This is a genomic window from Mitsuaria sp. PDC51, assembly GCF_900113225.1.
In the GTDB taxonomy this organism is placed as follows: domain Bacteria; phylum Pseudomonadota; class Gammaproteobacteria; order Burkholderiales; family Burkholderiaceae_C; genus Roseateles.
Genome location: NZ_FOZE01000001.1, coordinates 327,087 through 344,789 on the forward strand (window position 1 = coordinate 327,087; position 17,703 = coordinate 344,789).

Consider the following 17,703-nt stretch of genomic DNA (forward strand, 5'->3'; position numbering starts at 1 on the left):
AGAAGCCCGGTCCGGGCAAGACCGGTCAGCGTGCCGCCGCCAAGGCGCGTGCCAAGGCCAACGAGAAGCTCAAGGCGCAAGGCCTGCCCCCGCCGGTCAAGCCGGCCAGCACCGAACCGCTGACGGCCGGCAAGCGCGCGCTGGCGTGGACGCACACCGCGCGCTTCCTGACGACCGCCAGCCAGCTCAAGCATCTGCCCGTCAACGGCGTCCTGCCCGCCGAGGCCCAGGCGCGCGCCGAGGCCGCGGGCGACGACGAGTTCGACGAATTCCTGGACGACGCCGACGTCGGCGCGCCCGAAGGCGATGCCGGCTCCGCGCTGGCGAGCGAGGGCGAGGCGCTCGCGCACGACCTGGCCCCGCGCCAGCTGCCGGAGATCGCCTTCGTCGGCCGCTCCAACGCCGGCAAGTCGACGGCGGTCAACACGCTGGCGCAGCAGAAGCGCCTGGCCTTCGCGTCCAAGACGCCGGGCCGCACCCAGCACATCAACCTGTTCGCGGTGGGCCCGCGCGACGCGCCGGACGCGCTGTTCGCCGACCTGCCGGGCTATGGCTACGCCGCGGTCGCCCGCGACGCCAAGCTGCGCTGGCAGCGCGTCATGGCCGACTACCTCAGCGAGCGCGAATCGCTGTCGGGCGTGGTGCTGATGGTCGATTCGCGGCTGGGCCTGACCGACCTCGACAAGCAGCTGCTGGAGTTCGTCTCCGACCGCGTCACCGCCGGCGAGGTCAGCCTGCTGATCGTGCTGACCAAGGCCGACAAGCTCAACCGCAAGGAAGGCGCCGCCGTCCTGGCGCAGGTCGAGAAGGACATCGGCGTGCTGGCCACCGAGGACGCGGACATCGGCATCACGCTGTTCTCGGCGCTCAACAAGCAGGGCCTGGAGGACGTCGCCGAGGTGCTCTATGACTGGGCCCACCGCGAGCCGGTGCTGCGATCGGACGACGAGGAAGCCGATGCCGACGCCGACCCCGATGAGAACGCCGACGCCGAGCCCGATCAGGGCCGGCCGATGAACACGTAGAGCGCGGTGCCGCCGCGCGGCGCGTAGCCGATGCCCACGTACAACGGACCCAGCCCCGTGTCCGAGCCGAGGAACACGCTGCTCGCGTAGCGCAGGTCCTTGATGTTGATGTCGCGGCGCGACAGCCAGGTGTTGCCGGCCTCGAGCGTGCCGCCGACGAAGAAGCCGCGGGACAGGAAGGGCTGGTCGTTCAGCCGCCGATAGTAGGTCGCCCGCGTGAACAACAGCGAGTTGCCGCTGAGCTGGTTGGGGTTGTAGCCCGACAGCTGATGGAAGCCGCCCAGCGTGTAGCCGCCCAGGCCGGTGTCGTCGGGCTGCTGCGAACCGACCGCCCGCGCGTACAGGCTGACGGTGTGGCCGCCGAAGCTGCGCACCATGTTGCCGTCCATGTTCAGGCGCAGGAAACGGCCGCTGCTGAGGTTGCGGTTGTCCTGGCGGCCGCCCTGGGCCTCGACGGTGAAGCGGTAGCCGTGCTGCGGGAAGTTGGCGTAGTCCAGCTGGTCGACGACGGTGCGCAGGCGGAAGCCGCGCTCGTAGCTGGTCCAGCGCAGCTTGCCCATCGCGGGCGTGGCGACGGTGATCAGGTCGGGCTTGGCATGGCGGACCTGGCTGATCACGCCCAGCCGCACCTCGCCCCAGCGGCCCCAGGGCTGGCCGACGTCCAGCCCCAGCGTGCCGTCGCGCCGCACCAGGCGCGCCTGGCCCAGGCTGGCGTTGTCGGGGTCGTTGTCGTCATAGACGATCTGCTTGCGCTGGTTGGCCTCGGCCCAGGCGCTGACGAACCAGTCGTCGGCCACGCCGAGCTTGAGTCCGAGCGGGTGGTAGAGCTCGGTGTAGAGCCGCGGCGTTTCGCCGATGGTGATCTGGTTGCGCCACTCGGTGCCCTTGCTGGTCAGCCAGTGGCGGTTGTGGCTCAGCCGCAGGTTGAAGAAGCTGTCGCCGCCCGAGTCGGTGGACAGGTCCATGCCGACGCGGAAGTAGTTCGGCCCCCAGGGCTTGTCCTCCATGTTGAAGACCAGCGTCTCGCCATCGGCGCGTTGCTCGACGTGATAGTCGACGCGGTTGTAGTCGCCGCTGGAGGAGAGGAAGCGCATGTCGCGCTCGGCCGTCTCGTTGTTGAAGACCTGGCCGGGCTTCGATTCGAGCTGGCTGCGGAAGCGCTCCGGATTGGTGTTGTCCGAGCCCTCCAGCTTGACCGCCGCGAGCACGACGGCCGGCGGCTTCAGCCCGATGCGCGCGAACTGCCAGTCGGCATAGGTCTTGTCGTCGACGGCATAGGCGCGCAGCTGCGGCAGCAGCGCCTGGGCCGCCTCCTCGCCGGCGCGGATGAAGTCGCGCGCCTTGTCGAAGTCGCCTGAGGTCAGCTTGCCCAGCTGCGGCGTGATGAGCAGGTCCTCGCCGGCGGACATGCTGGCGATCGAGCGCTGCACGTTCTGCTCGGTCAGGATGTTGATCATCTGCGCCGTCAGGCCGATCAGCGAGTTCAGCGTCTCGCGCCCACCCACCGGCGTGCCGACGTTGACGGCGATCAGGCGCGTCGCGCCCATCTCGCGCGCCACGTCCACCGGCAGGTTGTTGACCAGGCCGCCGTCGCCGAGGATGCGGTCTTCCCACTCGACCGGCGCGAACACGCCGGGCACGCTCATGCTGGAGCGCAGCGCCAGCGCCAGGTCGCCCTCGGCCAGGATGCGCTCCTGGCCGTTCTCCATGTCGGTGGCGACGGCGCGGAAGGGCGTCGGCAGGCGGTCGAACTGGCGCACGTTGCGCACCGGCAGCGTCAGCCGGCGCAGCAGCGCCTCCAGGCCGCGGCTGGAGAGGGTGCCGGTGGGCACGCGCACCTCGCCGTCGCGCAGGCCGAATTCGATCGTCGCGGAGAACTCGAAGTCCTCCTCCTTGCGGCGCTGCGACAGGTCCTGCCGATCGACGCGGCTGGCGAAGAGCCGGTCCCACGCGATCCTCGACAGCTCGCGATCCAGGTCCTCGGCGGACATGCCGCTGGCGTAGAGCCCGCCGATGATGGCGCCCATCGAGGTGCCGGTGACGATGTCGACGGGGATGTGCTCGCGCTCGAGCACCTTCAGCACGCCGACGTGGGCCAGCCCGCGCGCGCCGCCGCCGGACAGCACCAGCGCCAGCTTGGGCCGCTGCGCCTGGTCGGCGGCGGGCGTCGGCACCGGGCCGGGCGGCGGGTTGGGCGGCACGGTCTGGGCCAGCACCGCGGGCGCGGCCAGCGCGGCGGCCAGCACGGTCGCCAGCATCAGGGCGGGCAGGCCGGAGGCACCGGCGAAGCGGAAAACGGCTCGGGAATCGCGGAACACGGCGGGCATCGACGGCGGACGGGGGACGGAGCGCCCCACGGCAAGCGCCCGGGGCGCGCGCATTGTGACCCGAACCGGCCCCGGCGGCGGCCGCGTGTCCGTCAGCGATCGTCGCCGTCTGCGGGCGCGCGGTCCAGGTCCAGCATCAGCGTGCCGATCGCGCGCTGCAGCAGCGGCGCATCCTCCAGCTGCGTGATCAGGCCGGCGGCCACCAGCTGCTCGAGCGCGCCGCGCGTCACCGAGTGGCGCTCCTCCGGCGCCTGGCCGATGAACAGGAACATCTGGCGGCTGTCGCTGATCCAGGCGATCTGCGCGGTGATCCATTCGCTCCGGTGGAACAGGTGGTACCAGCCGCCGATGTGCACGCCGGCGATCCAGTCCTGCAGCGCGGCCTGCGCGTGCGGCGAATGTTCCTCGCTGTAGAGCGCCACCGGCACGGTCGGCAGCTGGCCGCGGTCGACCCGCTCGTAGGCCCAGCGCGAGGGCAGCTGCGATTCGCGCTCGTCCAGCAGCTGCTGCAGCAGCTCCTCCGGCGTCTGGGCGGGGCGGCGGGGCGCAGGCGCCGCCGGCGCCGCTTCCTCGACCGCCGGCAGGCCGCGCAGCACGCGGCCATGCTGGCGCATCAGCTCGTCGAGGAAGGTCTGGCGCTGCATCGGCGGCAGCGCGATCGAGTCCATGCCACGTTCCAGCGCCCGGACCAGGTCCGGCAACTGGCTGCGCAGCCGCTGGCGCGCCGCCTCGTCCGGCTGCGGCGACACGCTGTGCAGCAGCGCGTCGACCAGCTCGATCGAGGTCTGCGCCTCCACCGCGTCGCGGCCGTGCTGGACCATCGCATGCGCGATGACCTCGACCCAGGGCCCGAGCAGGAAACGCCGCATCAGCTTGCCGGCCTGCGCGTCGTCGAGCTGGTGCTCGAGCTGGTCGCGCAGCATCCGCTGCCACTCCTGCCGGCGCTGCTCGCGATCCAGCCGCTCCAGCGCCACCGCGCTGCGCTGGCCGCGGGCCTCGGCCTGGGCGCGGATGTGGCTGTCGACCTCGGTCAGCGCCTGCTGGAACTGCAGCGCCGAGGGATGGGCGCTGTCCAGCAGCGGCTGGATCACGCGCTCCAGGAATTGCAGGAAGGCCTTCAGGTCGACATCGTCCGGCCGCTGGAAACCCGCGCCGTGCGCGGCGATGCGGTTCAGCAGCTGCCAGGTCGGATGGTCCTGGCGCCGCAGCAGCGTCGCGTCGGCGCGGGACAGCCGCACGATCGCGACCTGCAGCCGGCCCATCAGCACCTTCAGCGGCGGCTGCAGGCTGTCGTCGGCCAGGATCTGGTCGTACAGACGCGACAGCAGGTCGGTGCCCGGCGCGCCGGTGCCGGGGCCGAGCTTGGGCGGCGGAGCGGCCGGCGCGGCGCCGGCGGGGCCCGGGTGCGCCATCGCCGGGGTCAGCTCGGCCGCGCGGGTGTTCATCAGGTCCAGCTTGAGCGCGACCTGGTCCAGCGTCGCGTTCTGCGTTGGCGTCTCGGTGATGCTCTTGAATTGGCGCCGCCGCAGGTCCGATTCCTTCAGCGCGGCGCCGTGGCTCGTGAGCATGCCGCTCAGCTGCGCCTGCCGCAGGCCCTGGCACAGCGAGGCGTAGATCGGCTGCAGCTTCAGCGCCAGCGGCAGCGCGGCCATGCGCATCAGCGCATAACGGCCTTCGGCATCGAGGTCCACGCCCTCGATCGCGCGGGACAGCGCCTGCGCGAACAACGCGGCCCGCAGCGGGTTGTCGTTCTTCAGCGGCCGGGCGATGCCGCGCAGCGCCGCGAAGAAATTGCCGAGCTGGTGGAGCTCGGCGCGCGACTGGTCCTCGATGGCGGTGATCACGTGCGCGATCGCGACGTCCTTCAGCGCCTGGCCCTCGTCGACCAGGCTCAGCGACAGCTCCCCGCGGCCCGCCACCTGCCGCTCGCGCTGCAGCGGATCGCCGCCTTCGCGCGCCAAGCCCAGCAGGCGGCCCAGTGAGCCTTCGAGGTCGGAGGCGAAGTGGGCGCGTCGCTTGGACCATCCGGCCAGCAACTGGTGGTGCTCCAGCCGGCTCTTGAGCTCGTCCTGCAAGCCGTTGTAGACCGCATGCGACAGCGCGGGCACGTGGGCGAGGGTCTCGTCGACCAGGCTTTGAAGGGAAGGCGAAGCGGCGTGGGCCATCGTTTGTGACAAGTTGTCAGCGCATTATGGTCGCCCCTGATTCAAGTGACATCCCCCAGGCCCGTGGGGCCGTGCGACCTGGGGAAAGCCCCTGCGGTGCCGAGCCGAAGAGGCTGGCGGGTCCGGCAATTCTGGGCGCATGCCGACCGGGATGACCAGCAAGCGCGTTGCCCGGTTCGTATCCAACGGAAACAGAGCGGCCCCCGGGCGGCGATCTTTTTCCCGTTGCGGCCCGCGCAATGAAAAAAAGGGGTCGCCGAAGCGACCCCTTTGTTGAGCGTCAACGATCGACGGCGGGCGTCGATCGTCGCGGGCTCGGCCGGACTCTTACATGTCCATGCCCATGCCGCCCATGCCACCCGGCATCGCGGGCGCGGCGGACTCGTCCTTCGGCGCTTCGGCGACCATGCACTCGGTCGTCAGCATCAGCGAGGCCACGGAGGCGGCGTTCTGCAGCGCGGTGCGGGTCACCTTGGTCGGGTCCAGGATGCCCATCTCGATCATGTCGCCATAGGTGCCGTTGGCGGCGTTGTAGCCGTGGTTGCCCGAACCGGCCAGCACGTTGTTGACGACGACCGAGCTTTCTTCGCCGGCGTTGTAGACGATCTCGCGCAGCGGGGCTTCGATGGCCTTCAGGATCAGCTTGATGCCGGCGTCCTGGTCGGCGTTGTCGCCCTTGATGTCGCCAGCGGCCTGACGGGCGCGCAGCAGCGCGACACCGCCACCGGCCACGATGCCTTCCTCGACGGCGGCACGGGTGGCGTGCAGCGCGTCTTCGACACGGGCCTTCTTCTCCTTCATCTCGACTTCGGTGGCGGCACCGACCTTGATGACGGCCACGCCGCCGGCCAGCTTGGCCACGCGTTCCTGCAGCTTCTCGCGGTCGTAGTCGCTGGTGGCTTCCTCGATCTGGACGCGGATCTGCTTGACGCGCGCCTCGATGTCGCCGCCAGCGCCGTTGCCGTCGATGATGGTGGTGTTTTCCTTGCCCACTTCGACGCGCTTGGCCTGGCCCAGGTCAGCCAGCGTGACCTTCTCCAGCGACAGGCCGACTTCCTCGGCGATGACCTTGCCGCCGGTCAGGATGGCGATGTCTTCCAGCATGGCCTTGCGGCGGTCGCCGAAGCCCGGGGCCTTCACGGCGACGACCTTCAGGATGCCGCGGATGGTGTTGACCACCAGGGTCGCCAGCGCTTCGCCGTCGACTTCTTCCGCGATGATCAGCAGCGGACGGCCGGCCTTGGCGACGGCTTCCAGCGTCGGCAGCAGGTCGCGGATGTTGGAGATCTTCTTGTCGTAGAGCAGGACGAAGGGGTTGTCCAGGATCGCCGACTGCTTCTCCGGGTTGTTGATGAAGTAGGGCGACAGGTAGCCGCGGTCGAACTGCATGCCTTCGACGACGTCCAGCTCGTTGGCCAGCGACTTGCCGTCCTCGACGGTGATCACGCCTTCCTTGCCGACCTTGTCCATCGCGTCGGCGATGATCTTGCCGATCGAGTCATCGGAGTTGGCCGAGATCGTGCCGACCTGGGCGATTTCCTTGGACGTGGTGGTGGCCTTGGAGGCCTTCTTCAGCTGCTCGACCAGGGCGGCGACGGCCTTGTCGATGCCGCGCTTGAGGTCCATCGGGTTCATGCCGGCGGCCACGTACTTCATGCCTTCGCGCACGATGGCCTGGGCCAGCACGGTGGCGGTGGTGGTGCCGTCACCGGCGTTGTCCGAGGTCTTGGAAGCGACTTCCTTGACCATCTGGGCGCCCATGTTCTGCAGCTTGTCCTTGAGCTCGATCTCCTTGGCGACCGAGACACCGTCCTTGGTGACGGTGGGGGCGCCGAACGAGCGCTCCAGCACCACGTTACGGCCCTTGGGACCCAGCGTGACCTTGACCGCGTTGGCCAGGATGTTCACGCCTTCGACCATGCGGGCACGGGCTTCGCCGCCGAAGACAACGTCTTTTGCTGCCATGTGTATCTCTCCGAATCTCTATCTAGATGAATGGGGTCTGTGAGGGTGGTCGCCGATTACTTGGCGATGACCGCAAACAGATCCTCTTCGCGCATCACGAGCAGCTCTTCGCCGTCGACCTTGACGGTCTGGCCGCTGTACTTGCCGAACAGCACGCGGTCGCCGACGGCGACGTTCAGGGCGATGAATTCACCCTTGTCGTTGCGCTTGCCCGGGCCGACGGCCAGCACCTCGCCCTGGTCGGGCTTCTCGGCGGCGTTGTCGGGGATGACGATGCCGGAGGCCGTCTTGGTTTCGTTTTCCAGGCGCTTAACGATCACGCGATCGTGCAGAGGACGCAGTTTCATCAGATCTCCTTGACTGTGCAGACTTGCTTCAAGGGCCCGCCGTGCGGTTCTCGCACTGGCCAACCCCACAAGAAGTAAGCCCCGCGAGGGACGTCGTGGGGCTTGTTAGCACTCGACCGAAGCGAGTGCTAGCAGGGAGATTATATGGACCGGCTTGGCGCTTTCAAGGGCGGGTGTCGACATTCAGCTAACTTGGGAGGGGAGCTTCGTGCTGATGCACACCGGCGAGATGAACTGCGGCCAGCCGACACTGACCGTGCAGGTGGTGCCGGATTCAGGGACCGGCGGGCTGACCGGGCTCAGCGGGCAGCTGAGCGTCGACATCCGGGACGGGCGGCATTTCTCTGAGCTGGCGTATGAGTTGACGTGAAGCTTCCGCGCTCGCCTTGCCCCCGCCCAAGGGCGGGGGCAAGGCTGTCAGCGGGCGAGGTTCGCAACGGCGGCGGCGGTCAGCGCTCCGCTGTAGATCCGGAAGTCCTGCATCCGCCCCTTGAAGAATGGATCGCCCCCGTACTGCGAGCGTCCCAGCCAGTTCCGCGTCGTGTGGCCGAACTGATAGGGCGCCATCCAGATTTCGGGACTGGTGGCGACCGGTGAGCCGTCGACGTAAAGCGTGCCGACCGTGCCAGAGAGCGTGATGGCCACATGGGTCCAGCGACCGTTGGGCGGAATGGGCGCCGCCAAGGGCGACGGCATCCAGAACTGATTGCGTGTGGACATGAGGCGCATCAGGCTGGGGACGGGCGGGCGCGTCGACTCCCGCGGGGTGAGCGCCATGTACGACACGTCGTTGGAGCCGAAATCGAAGAAGCGCGAACTGGCGCCGGTGTTGTCGCAGTAGACCCACATCGCCACCGTGTAGTCGCCCAACGCCGACACCACGCCATCGACCAGGCGCACATGGGCACGGCGGCCGTCGAACACGACGCAGGTGCTGCCGTTGCGCCCCTCGCCCCAGGTCGCGCCTTCCATGAGCACGCCATATCGGCCGTTGCCGCTGAGGTCATCGGTGCTGCCGTTGAGTGGCAGATGCAGCCACAGTTCTCCGGGCACCGCCACGCGCAGGGTGTCCGCCCCGACCCGCTCGCCCTGGCCGGTGACGGCGCTGATGCGGTAGTACCAGGGGCCCGCAGCCGGTGCGTCGGTGTAGGTGCGCGGGTCGGTGACTCGCGCAAGGGTGGTGAAGGGGCCGGCGGAGGAACTCGCGCGCTGCACCAGATAGTCCGTTGCGTCGGCGCTGCCCCACCACGACATCAGCACCTTGCCCTCATGGAGGACGGCGCTCAGGCCGCTCGGCCGGGCGGGCTCGACGGCGTCACGGACGTAGAGCAAGGATCCCAGGCCCGGCGAATCCCCACCGTCCACCCGTTCAGGACGCTGCTTGTTCACCATCTTCTGGGTCCATGGGGCCGACAGGCCTTTGCGGGCGACGTAATGGTTGAGGATGAGTTCCCAGCAGGGGCGAGGGTTGTCCCCACCGGACACCGTGGTGCTGGATCCATGGACGCCGGTGTAGGGGGTGAAGGGCATCGGGTACGCGATGTAGTCGGGCGGCGGTCCGACCAGGACGTTGGTCTTCGCGACGTACTCCGCACCGGCGAGGAGGCGGTTGTTCCAGAGCCCGTAGAGGTCCTCGCCCTGGTTCCAGGCCATCTCGCACAGCATGCCGGCCAGCGCGATGCCAAGGGTGGAGTGTCCTTGGTCGCGGTGGCTTTCCTGCCACTGGCCCAGGTAGCCGGGATGCAGGTAGTAGACGTTGTTGCCGTGCGATCCACAGCCCCGGCCGTTCTTGTAGTAGTTGCTGGCCTCAGCGACGATGTCCGGTCGGTCGCAGAACACGCCGATGGCATACATGCTGCAGACGTTCGCCAGGTCCCAGTTGGCCCAGTAGTGCGTGACCTTTCTGATCTCGGTGCCGTTGTGGTCGGTGAGGAACGCGTGGCACTCCGGATAGAACACGTTGAGCAGCATGGTCTGGAACCGTGCGACGTCCTCCTTGGCCCAACCCGGATAGGTGCGCATCACCTCGGCGGCATTGGCCCATTGGTTGCCGTAGAGGCCTGACGCCAGGTAACGATTGGAATCGCCGGCCAGTCGCTTCAAGGTCGACGACCAGGCATTGAGGAACTTCACCGCGTCTTTCGCATAGGCCTCGTCGCCGGTGACCTTCCAGCGCAGCGCGAGGTGATACGCGCGCATCATGTCGGTGACCATCACCCAGAAGTTCTCGCCGGTTCCGCCGCGACTCACGACTTCCAGCGGTGAGGGCTTCACGCCCAGCTCGGCACGACGCGCGGCGAGCAGCAGGTTCCAACTGCCGAGCCAGGGCTGCCTGCCGGCGGCGACCTGATCGCGCATGCGCTGAAGATCCGTCTGCGTATGAAGCAGCCCCGGATGGACCAGCCCGCCTGGCGCAGGCGCAGGCGCGGGTGCCGGTGCGGGCGCAGGTGCAGGTGCAGGTGCAGGTGCAGGTGCAGGTGCAGGCGCAGGCGCAGGCGCAGGTGCGGGTGCGGGTGCGGGTGCGGGTGCGGGTGCGGGTGCCGGTGAAGGCGCGGGTGCAGGCGCAGCCGGGGCGGGCGGCATGGGCTCGGTCGGGGCGGGAGGGGGCGCCGGCGCCGGCGCGGGGGCTGGAATCGGATCGTCGGGCCGAGGATCCGGTGTCGTGTCGGGCGGCGGCGGCGTCCCGATGCCCGCCGCCGCTTCATCCGCTCCGCCGAGCAACGGGGTACCCGCCTCGCTGACCGGGCCGCCGCCGCATCCCGGCAGAAGCGGCAGGATCGGGAACAGGCCGACGCCCAAGGTCAGCAGGCGCCGGTGCGCGTCCGGAAAGTCGTCAAGGGCCGCGTGCTCCGCCCCGGGTCTGAATATCGTCATTGCGGTGGTCTTGTTGAAGTGCGCCACGCTATGGCCGGCGTGCGCGGCAGTCATAACGGCGCGTGATCGCGTGGCTGATCTCGCCACTTCGTCACGCAACCGGATGGCTTGGCTGGCGCGGTTCACGCATCACGGTGGCGGCGCCGGCCACACCGGGCTGCAGCGTCGCCATGGCGACCCCCTCTCTCGCGTCGTGCGACCCGCCTTGCGCTCCCCCTCGCTGCGAGCCAGCACGACGTCGAGCCGCTTTTGGCGTCGATGACCGATTGCAGCGAAATGCCGGGCTACTCGAGTGTTTGCGGCGATTTAGCGTTAAATCGTTGCGGCGGCATGATAGGTCGGGCGTTGAATGCGGTGCCCCTGGAATTCGCTACATGAGGTAACGGCGCCGCAACGGGAATTACAGAAGTCGTATCGAACGAGACGCCTTGCGACAGGACACGGACACGGATCCAGGTGGCAAGCGGGTTGCCGTTGTTGTTGGGACCGATCTGACCAGGAGAACCTGCATGTCTCACGCCCATAAATCGATTCTTGAGAAGGCGAACGCGGCCATCGTCAAGCGCGACTTCGAAGGATTCCTGCAGTTCTGCACCGAGGATACCGAGTGGACCTTTGTCGGCGAGCGGACGCTCAGGGGCAAGGAAGCCGTTCGCAAGTGGATGGCCGACACCTATCGCGAGCCCCCCGAGTTCGACGTCCATCGAATGGTGGCAGAGGGCGACTTCGTCATTGCGATCGGCGAGATCACGCTCAAGGACGACAAGGGGGAAGCCTCCCGGCATGAGTACTGCGATGTCTGGCGCTTCCGTGATGGCTTGTTGGCTGAACTGCGCGCTTTCGTCGTCTAGCGTCCCGGAGCCGCCCACCGAGTCCGATCAACCTGACAACGGTCGGAACCATCGGACGCAGCCATCGATATCCGCGGCGGCCGCTGCCTCCGTGATCAGCGCCTGTCGAGCCGGAACGGCTCCCGAGTCTCGACCGCCGGCGCCACTTCCACGCTTTCATCCTTCAACGCAACACCCGTCACCTGACGAGCCCGCGCTTCCTGGAGCAACCACGCCAGCCGCGCCGCCGCGGTGGCCGGCGCCAATCCTTCCGGTCGCACGTTGGAGATGCAGTTGCGCTCCGCGTCCACGCGGCCGGGGCGAGGCGCCCAGGTGACGTAGACGCCCATGCTGTCGGGGGAGCTCAATCCAGGGCGCTCGCCGATGAGCACCACGACGAGCTTCGCTTCCAGCGCTTGACCGATCGGATCTCCGATCGCGACGCGCGCCTGACGGACGATGGCGACGGGCGACCAACGCCAGCCGTCGGCGAGCAGCGGCCGGAGCGCTTCGACGAACCGGACCGCATGCCGCTCGATCGCCAACGCGGACAGGCCATCGGCCACGACCAGCGCCAGATCCGGCTGCTGTTGCGCATCGAGCGAGGACAGCACGGCCGTCGACCGGTCGTCGAGCCGTCGACCGAGATCCGGTCGCTGAAGGTACGCCGCCCGATCCGCGGCGGCACTGTGCAGATCGAGCGTTTCCAACCCGGCCTCGTTCAGGGCCGCCGCGAGCGCCACGTGATCCAGCTCGCGATGCACCGCGTCCCGCGCCTGCGCATGGGCCAACTGGAAGGCCAGGTGCGCCGCCGTCGGCTGGCTGACGCCCGCTCGGCCCAGCCCGATCCGCGCCGGCGTGTGGCGCCGCAGCGTGTGCCAGGGATTGGGAGTAATCGCGTCGCTCATGGTGTTTCGCTCACGACGATGGCAGCAAGGCAGCGAAGGCCGGGGACATGGCGTCGACCAGATGCCCCGGCGCGCCGGGTCGCGCGATGCGCATGCGTTCGAGCCAGCGCTCGAACTCCGGCGCGGCGCGCAAGCCCAGCACCCGCCGGGCGTACAGCGCGTCGTGGAACGAGGTGGTCTGGTAGTTGAGCATCACGTCGTCCGAGCCCGGGATGCCCATGATGAAGTTGCAGCCCGCCACGCCCAGCAGCGTGAGAAGCACATCCATGTCGTTCTGATCCGCCGCCGCGTGGTTCGTGTAGCAGATGTCGCAGCCCATCGGCAGGCCCAGCAGCTTGGCGCAGAAGTGGTCCTCCAGCCCGGCCCGGATGATCTGCTTGCCGTCGTACAGGTACTCCGGCCCGATGAACCCGACCACCGTGTTCACGAGCAGCGGCTCGAAGTGCCTCGCCACCGCGTAGGTCCGGGCCTCGAGGGTCTGTTGGTCGCAACCGTGGTGCGCGCCGGCGGACAGCGCGCTGCCCTGGCCGGTCTCGAAGTACATCACGTGCTGCCCGCGTTGGCCGTCGTCGAAGTAGGCGCCCCGCGCCAGCGACAAGGCCGCCGCGCGCGCCTCGGCCAGCAGCTTCAGGTCGACACCGAAACTGCGGTTGGTCGCTTCCGTGCCGCCGATGGACTGGAACACCAGATCGACCGGCGCGCCGCGCTCGATGCACTGCATCGTGTTGGTCACGTGCGTGAGCACGCAGCTTTGGGTGGGGATCTCGAAGCGCTCGATGACCTCCGCCAGCAGGCGTAGCAGATGCGCGACCTGGGTCAGGTTGTCGGTGGCGGGATTGATGCCGATGACCGCATCGCCGCTGCCGTACATCAGACCGTCAAGCACGCTCGCGGCGATCCCGCTGGCGTCGTCGGTCGGATGATTCGGCTGCAGGCGCGTAGACAGCCTGCCCGTGAGTCCCAGCGTATTGCGAAAGCGTGTGACGACCTGGCACTTGCGAGCGACCAGGATCAGGTCCTGGTTCCGCATGATCTTGCTGGTCGCAGCCACCATCTCGGGCGTGAGGGCGGGCGCCAGGCGCGTGAGCGCCGCGGTGTCCGCCGCGTCCGAGAGCAGCCACTCGCGCAACCCGCCGACCGTCAGGTGGGTGATCGGCTGGAAGGCCGCGGCGTCGTGGCCGTCGACGATGAGTCGGGTGATCTCGTCGTCCTCGTATGGGATCAGGGCCTCGCTGAGGAAGGTCTTCAGCGGCAGATCGGCCAAGGCCATCTGCGCGCCGACGCGTTCCTGCTCAGACCCGGCGCAGACGCCGGCGAGCCGGTCGCCCGAACGCTCCGGTGTGGCCTTGGCCATCAGCTCGCGCAGGCTGTCGAAACGGTAGCTGATGGCGCCGACGCGCTGGGAAACATTCATCGCTGCCTCCTTGCGTCCAGCTTAACCGTGGTCCCTGTCCGATCGTGTGACCGGCGCCTCGCTTGCGGTGACTCAGTCCTGCGCCGGCGGCCGCTCCGTCCGGCCGTCCGCATGCCGCGCGAATCGGTCCTCCTGGTCGCCGTGCACCGGGGCCGGGTCCGGCCACGGCCAGCCCCCGAACTCGGTGCGACGGTAGTCCTCGAAGGCCTGACGCAGCTCCTGCTCGGTGTTCATGACGAAGGGGCCGTACTGCGCCACCGGCTCGCCGATGGGACGGCCCTGCAGCATCAGCAACTCGGCGGGTTCGTCGCCATTGACAAGCACGACGTCGAGGCCGGCCCGCACCTCGATGGAATGGCCGACGGTCACGGGCTCGTCGCCGATCGTGATGCGGCCGCCGGCGAAGAAGTACAGCTTGCGTCGCGTGCCGTCGCCCAGTGCCGCGGGCAAGGTCCATTGCGCGCCGGGCTCCAGGCGCAGGGTCCACATGGCCAGGTCCGAATGCAGCCGCGAGCCCCACGAGTCCGGCGGCGGCGCGAGCGGCTTGGTCACCGTCGCGCCGGCATGAGCGGCGTCCGGCAGGGCGCCCGCGATGACCACCACCTCCGTCGCACGTCCGGCGTCGTCGACGAAGGTGTGCCGCGGGATGTCCTGCGACCAGAACATCGTGAAGTGCGGCTCCACCATCTTGCTGTCCGCGGGCAGGTTGAGCCAGATCTGGAACAGCTCCAGCGGGTTGGGACGGTCGGTGTGCAGCAGCGGGAACATCTCCGCGTGGACGATGCCCTTGCCGGCCGTCAGCCACTGCACGTCGCCGCCGCCGAAGCGCGCGCCGGCGCCCAGCGAATCGGAATGGTCGATGCGGCCCTGGCGCACGATGGTGACGGTTTCGAAGCCGCGGTGCGGGTGGGCGGGGAAGCCAGGCACCTGCTGGCCGTGGTACATGCTCCAGCCGTCCTTGCGCGAGAAGTCGGAACCCATCTGCCGGCCCGCCAGCAGCGAAGCATCCGGGCCGTACCGGCCGTTGCCGCGCGGATAGGCGTCGTCGTGGTGCACGCAGAACAGGAAGGGGTCGACCGTGTCCCAGGGCATGCCCAGGGGCTGAACGGAGAGGACGGGAGAGGCGGAGAGGTCGGTGCGGAGGGTGGTCATGGCGGGGCCCCAAGGGCCCTCACCCTAACGCGAAATCGTGCATCGTGCTGGGGGCATGCTGGAAGGCGGCGGTCAGCCTGAACCTCTCGACGAAGAAGACGCGCAAGCCAAGACCGGCACTGCGGTGGACGCGACGTTGATCTCGGCGCCCAGCTCGACGAAGAACGCCTCGGGCGAACGCGAGCCTGAGATGAAGCAGAGCAAGAAGGGCAAGCAGTGGTACTTCGGCATGAAGGCGCATATCGGCGTGGATGCCGAATCGGGCTTGGTCCACTGGGTGCGCGGCACGGCGGGCCCCTTCATCCCGGCCACGAGGCATCGGCCAACGTGTTGTGCAGAACTTCCCTAACGAGTCGACGTCACTTCGCCAGCGCCGCGATCTCCGCCGCGCCCAGCGCGCCCACCTGGACGCGGAAGTCCTGGATGCGGCCGTTGAAGGACGGATGCCCCCAGTTGCGACCCAGGAAGGTGACCTGGTCGCCGACCTGCCGCGGCGACAGCAGGATGTCGTCGGCCTTCGCCACCTCCACGCCGTCGAGGTAGAGCCGCCCGGTGCCCGCCCGGAGCGTCACCGCCACATGAGCCCAGCGCCGGATGGGCAAGGGCCCCGGCGCCTCCATGCCTTGCGAGTCGTTGTGGGTCGCGCCTGCAATGGCGAATCGCAGCCCGCCCCGGCCGCTCTGGGGCGCAATGCACATATAGGAGAAAGCGTCGTTCCCGGCGAAGAACAGGCAGGTGTCCCAGCGCAGCGCATTCGCATACGCCCACAGCGACACCGTGAAGTCCTCGAGCCCGCTGAAGATCCCCGCGGGCAACTGCAGGCCCGCCTTCTTGCCGTCGAAGACGATGGCCTTGTCATCCCGGCGTCCGTCGCCCCAGGCCGCGCCGTCCAGCAGCTTGCCCTCGACGACGCTCCGGACGCCGTCGGCGCCCAGCAGCGCGCCGAAGGTCTCCGTGCCGTTCCGGCCGTTCAGCGGCAGCGACAAGCGGTCCTCGCCCGGCATCACGGCCCGCACCGCCGGGGAACCGGCGCTCGCGCCGTTGCCCTGCGCGGTGACCTGGTAGAACCAGACGCCGCTGGGGGGCGCGTCGCTGTAGGTCAGCACCTCGCTCGCCGAGACCGTGCCCAGCAGCGTGAACGGCCCGGCGGCCCGGCTGCCGCGCCGGACGGCATAAGCGGTGGCGCCCACGCTGCCCCACCACGACAGCACGACGCGATCGCCGCGCGTGTGCGCCGTGAGGCCGGAGGCCGGCTTCATTGGGGCGGTGTAGTCCGCGCGGCGGTGGATCAGCGTCGGCCACCAGATGTCGTCGCTGCTGCCGCCGTACTTCGGCTCGCACAGCTTCACCATGCGCGCCACGTTCGGCGCCGCCAGCCCCATGCGGTTCACGTAATGGTTGTAGATCGGCTCCCAGGCGTTGCGGCCGTGCTGGAAGGACTGGTTCACCTCCGTCCACAGCGAGGTGTGAGGCTGCGTCGGATTGTGTTCACGGGCGAACGGCATCGGATAGGGCTTGCCGTTCTCGTCGAGCAGGTTGGAGCGCGCCACGTACTCCGCCGCCGACAGGAAGCGGTTGTTGCCCAGCCCATAGAGATCGTCGCCTTGGTTCCAGGCCATCTCCATCACGTCGCCGCCCAGCGACATGCCCAGCGTCGCGTGGCCCTGGTCGCGGCCGCTCTCCTCCCACTGCCCGAAGTGGCCCGGGTGCATGAAGTACACGCCGTGGACCATGGAGCCGTTGCCGAAGTTCCTGAGCTTGCCGCGGTTGTTGCCCGCGTAGCAGTCGCAGGCCAGCCGGTACAGGTCGGGCTGGTCGCAGAAGATGCCGATGGCCATGGCGCCGACGATCGAAGCCATGTCCCAGTTGGCATGAGACCCGATGCGCCCGTCGCTGAGGAACCAGGACGAGATCGAGCCGAAGACCTTGAGCAGCATGTCCTGGAAGCGCTTCAGGCTCTCCGGCGCCCAGCCCGGATAGGTGCGCAGGATCTCGCCGATCTGCGCCAGCTGGTGGCCCTGCATGCCGGCCATCAGGATGAAGGTGTGGTCGTCATGCGCGGTCGATCCGGGCGGCACCGTCCCGACCTCCTTCAGCGTGCTGGCCCAGGCGTCCAGGAACTCCACGGCCTTGTCGGCATAGCGGTTGTCCGGCGGGTCCGACAGCTTCCAGCGCAGGGTCAGCGTCCAGGCGCGCCAGATGTCGACGTACAGGTTGTTCTTGCTGCCGTCGGCGCGGTAGACGGCAGGCAGCGGAAAGGGCCGGGTGTCCAGGCTGGCGAAGCGGTCGGCGCTCAGCTTGTTCCACCAGCCCGTCCATGGCTCCTGGCCCGCCTTGATGTGGGCGCGGATGCGCGTGAAGTCGTCCTCGGTCACCAGCAGCCCCGGGTGGCGGAAGACGCCGCTCTGCGAGGCCGGGACGCGCCCCGCCGGCGAGCCCCCGGAGCCGTCAGGCGTCTTCGCATCGGCCACGGCCTCGCCCCCGGCGGCCTTGCCTTCCGAGTCACCGTTGACGCCTCCACAGGCGGGCAGCAGCGGCAGCATCGGCAACCCGAAGAGTCCCGCCGACAGCCTGCGGCGGGTGGTGTTGACAGGCGCCTCGCCCTCGTCGAATGGGAATTTGTTGCCGGACATTTCACGCCTCCAACCTCCGGTGACCCGGTAGGTGTTTTCCATCGATAGTTCATGCGCCGGCCG

General features: G+C 68.8%; 12 protein-coding genes and 1 pseudogene. 4 read left to right on the plus strand and 9 right to left on the minus strand.

The features are described from left to right. The first annotated feature begins 320 nt into the window (after positions 1-320). Positions 321-1,025, plus strand: coding sequence for a ribosome biogenesis GTP-binding protein YihA/YsxC (gene yihA, locus BM393_RS01425; RefSeq protein ID WP_254783365.1), 705 nt, complete (start codon positions 321-323; stop codon positions 1,023-1,025). Here the strand turns inward: yihA and BM393_RS01430 are convergent. From BM393_RS01430 to groES, 4 genes are all read right to left on the minus strand, one after another. Then, positions 1,001-3,352, minus strand: a complete 2,352-nt coding sequence (locus BM393_RS01430; RefSeq protein ID WP_217648369.1) for a patatin-like phospholipase family protein — start codon at positions 3,350-3,352, stop codon at positions 1,001-1,003. The genes yihA and BM393_RS01430 overlap by 25 nt on opposite strands. A 92-nt stretch (positions 3,353-3,444) precedes the next feature. After that, positions 3,445-5,517: a DUF1631 family protein gene (locus BM393_RS01435; protein ID WP_091720631.1), complete on the minus strand. Its 2,073-nt coding sequence runs from the start codon at positions 5,515-5,517 to the stop codon at positions 3,445-3,447. 327 nt (positions 5,518-5,844) lie between these two features. Further along, the gene (gene groL, locus BM393_RS01440; RefSeq protein ID WP_091720635.1) at positions 5,845-7,482 is read right to left on the minus strand and encodes a chaperonin GroEL; all 1,638 of its coding nucleotides are present in this window, start codon (positions 7,480-7,482) and stop codon (positions 5,845-5,847) included. Between the two features lie 56 nt (positions 7,483-7,538). Further along, entirely contained in the window at positions 7,539-7,829 is a 291-nt protein-coding gene (gene groES, locus BM393_RS01445) for a co-chaperone GroES (protein WP_091720640.1), read from the minus strand. A gap of 208 nt (positions 7,830-8,037) precedes the next feature. On the opposite strand from groES, the gene BM393_RS01450 reads away from it, so the two are divergent. After that, positions 8,038-8,199, plus strand: a complete 162-nt coding sequence (locus tag BM393_RS01450) for a DUF3224 domain-containing protein (protein WP_256382266.1) — start codon at positions 8,038-8,040, stop codon at positions 8,197-8,199. 47 nt (positions 8,200-8,246) lie between these two features. On the opposite strand, the gene BM393_RS01455 is transcribed toward BM393_RS01450, so the two are convergent. Further along, a complete protein-coding gene (locus BM393_RS01455; protein WP_091720645.1) occupies positions 8,247-10,187 on the minus strand; it encodes a LamG-like jellyroll fold domain-containing protein in 1,941 nt (646 codons plus the stop codon). 1,025 nt (positions 10,188-11,212) lie between these two features. Here BM393_RS01455 and BM393_RS01465 point away from each other — a divergent pair. After that, entirely contained in the window at positions 11,213-11,554 is a 342-nt protein-coding gene (locus BM393_RS01465; protein WP_091720650.1) for a nuclear transport factor 2 family protein, read from the plus strand. 95 nt (positions 11,555-11,649) lie between these two features. Here BM393_RS01465 and eutC read toward each other — a convergent pair whose 3' ends face one another. From eutC to BM393_RS01480, 3 genes are all read right to left on the minus strand, one after another. Beyond that, entirely contained in the window at positions 11,650-12,441 is a 792-nt protein-coding gene (gene eutC, locus BM393_RS01470; protein WP_091720654.1) for an ethanolamine ammonia-lyase subunit EutC, read from the minus strand. A gap of 10 nt (positions 12,442-12,451) precedes the next feature. Continuing rightward, entirely contained in the window at positions 12,452-13,855 is a 1,404-nt protein-coding gene (locus BM393_RS01475; protein WP_091720657.1) for an ethanolamine ammonia-lyase subunit EutB, read from the minus strand. Positions 13,856-13,927: 72 nt separating this feature from the next. Further along, the gene (locus BM393_RS01480) at positions 13,928-15,007 is read right to left on the minus strand and encodes a pirin family protein (protein ID WP_091720662.1); all 1,080 of its coding nucleotides are present in this window, start codon (positions 15,005-15,007) and stop codon (positions 13,928-13,930) included. Positions 15,008-15,122: 115 nt separating this feature from the next. On the opposite strand from BM393_RS01480, the pseudogene BM393_RS01485 reads away from it, so the two are divergent. After that, positions 15,123-15,302 (plus strand): annotated as a pseudogene (locus tag BM393_RS01485) (transposase); the annotation flags it as partial. Between the two features lie 64 nt (positions 15,303-15,366). Here the strand turns inward: BM393_RS01485 and BM393_RS01490 are convergent. Further along, a complete protein-coding gene (locus BM393_RS01490; protein ID WP_091720666.1) occupies positions 15,367-17,640 on the minus strand; it encodes a LamG-like jellyroll fold domain-containing protein in 2,274 nt (757 codons plus the stop codon). Positions 17,641-17,703 lie beyond the last annotated feature (63 nt).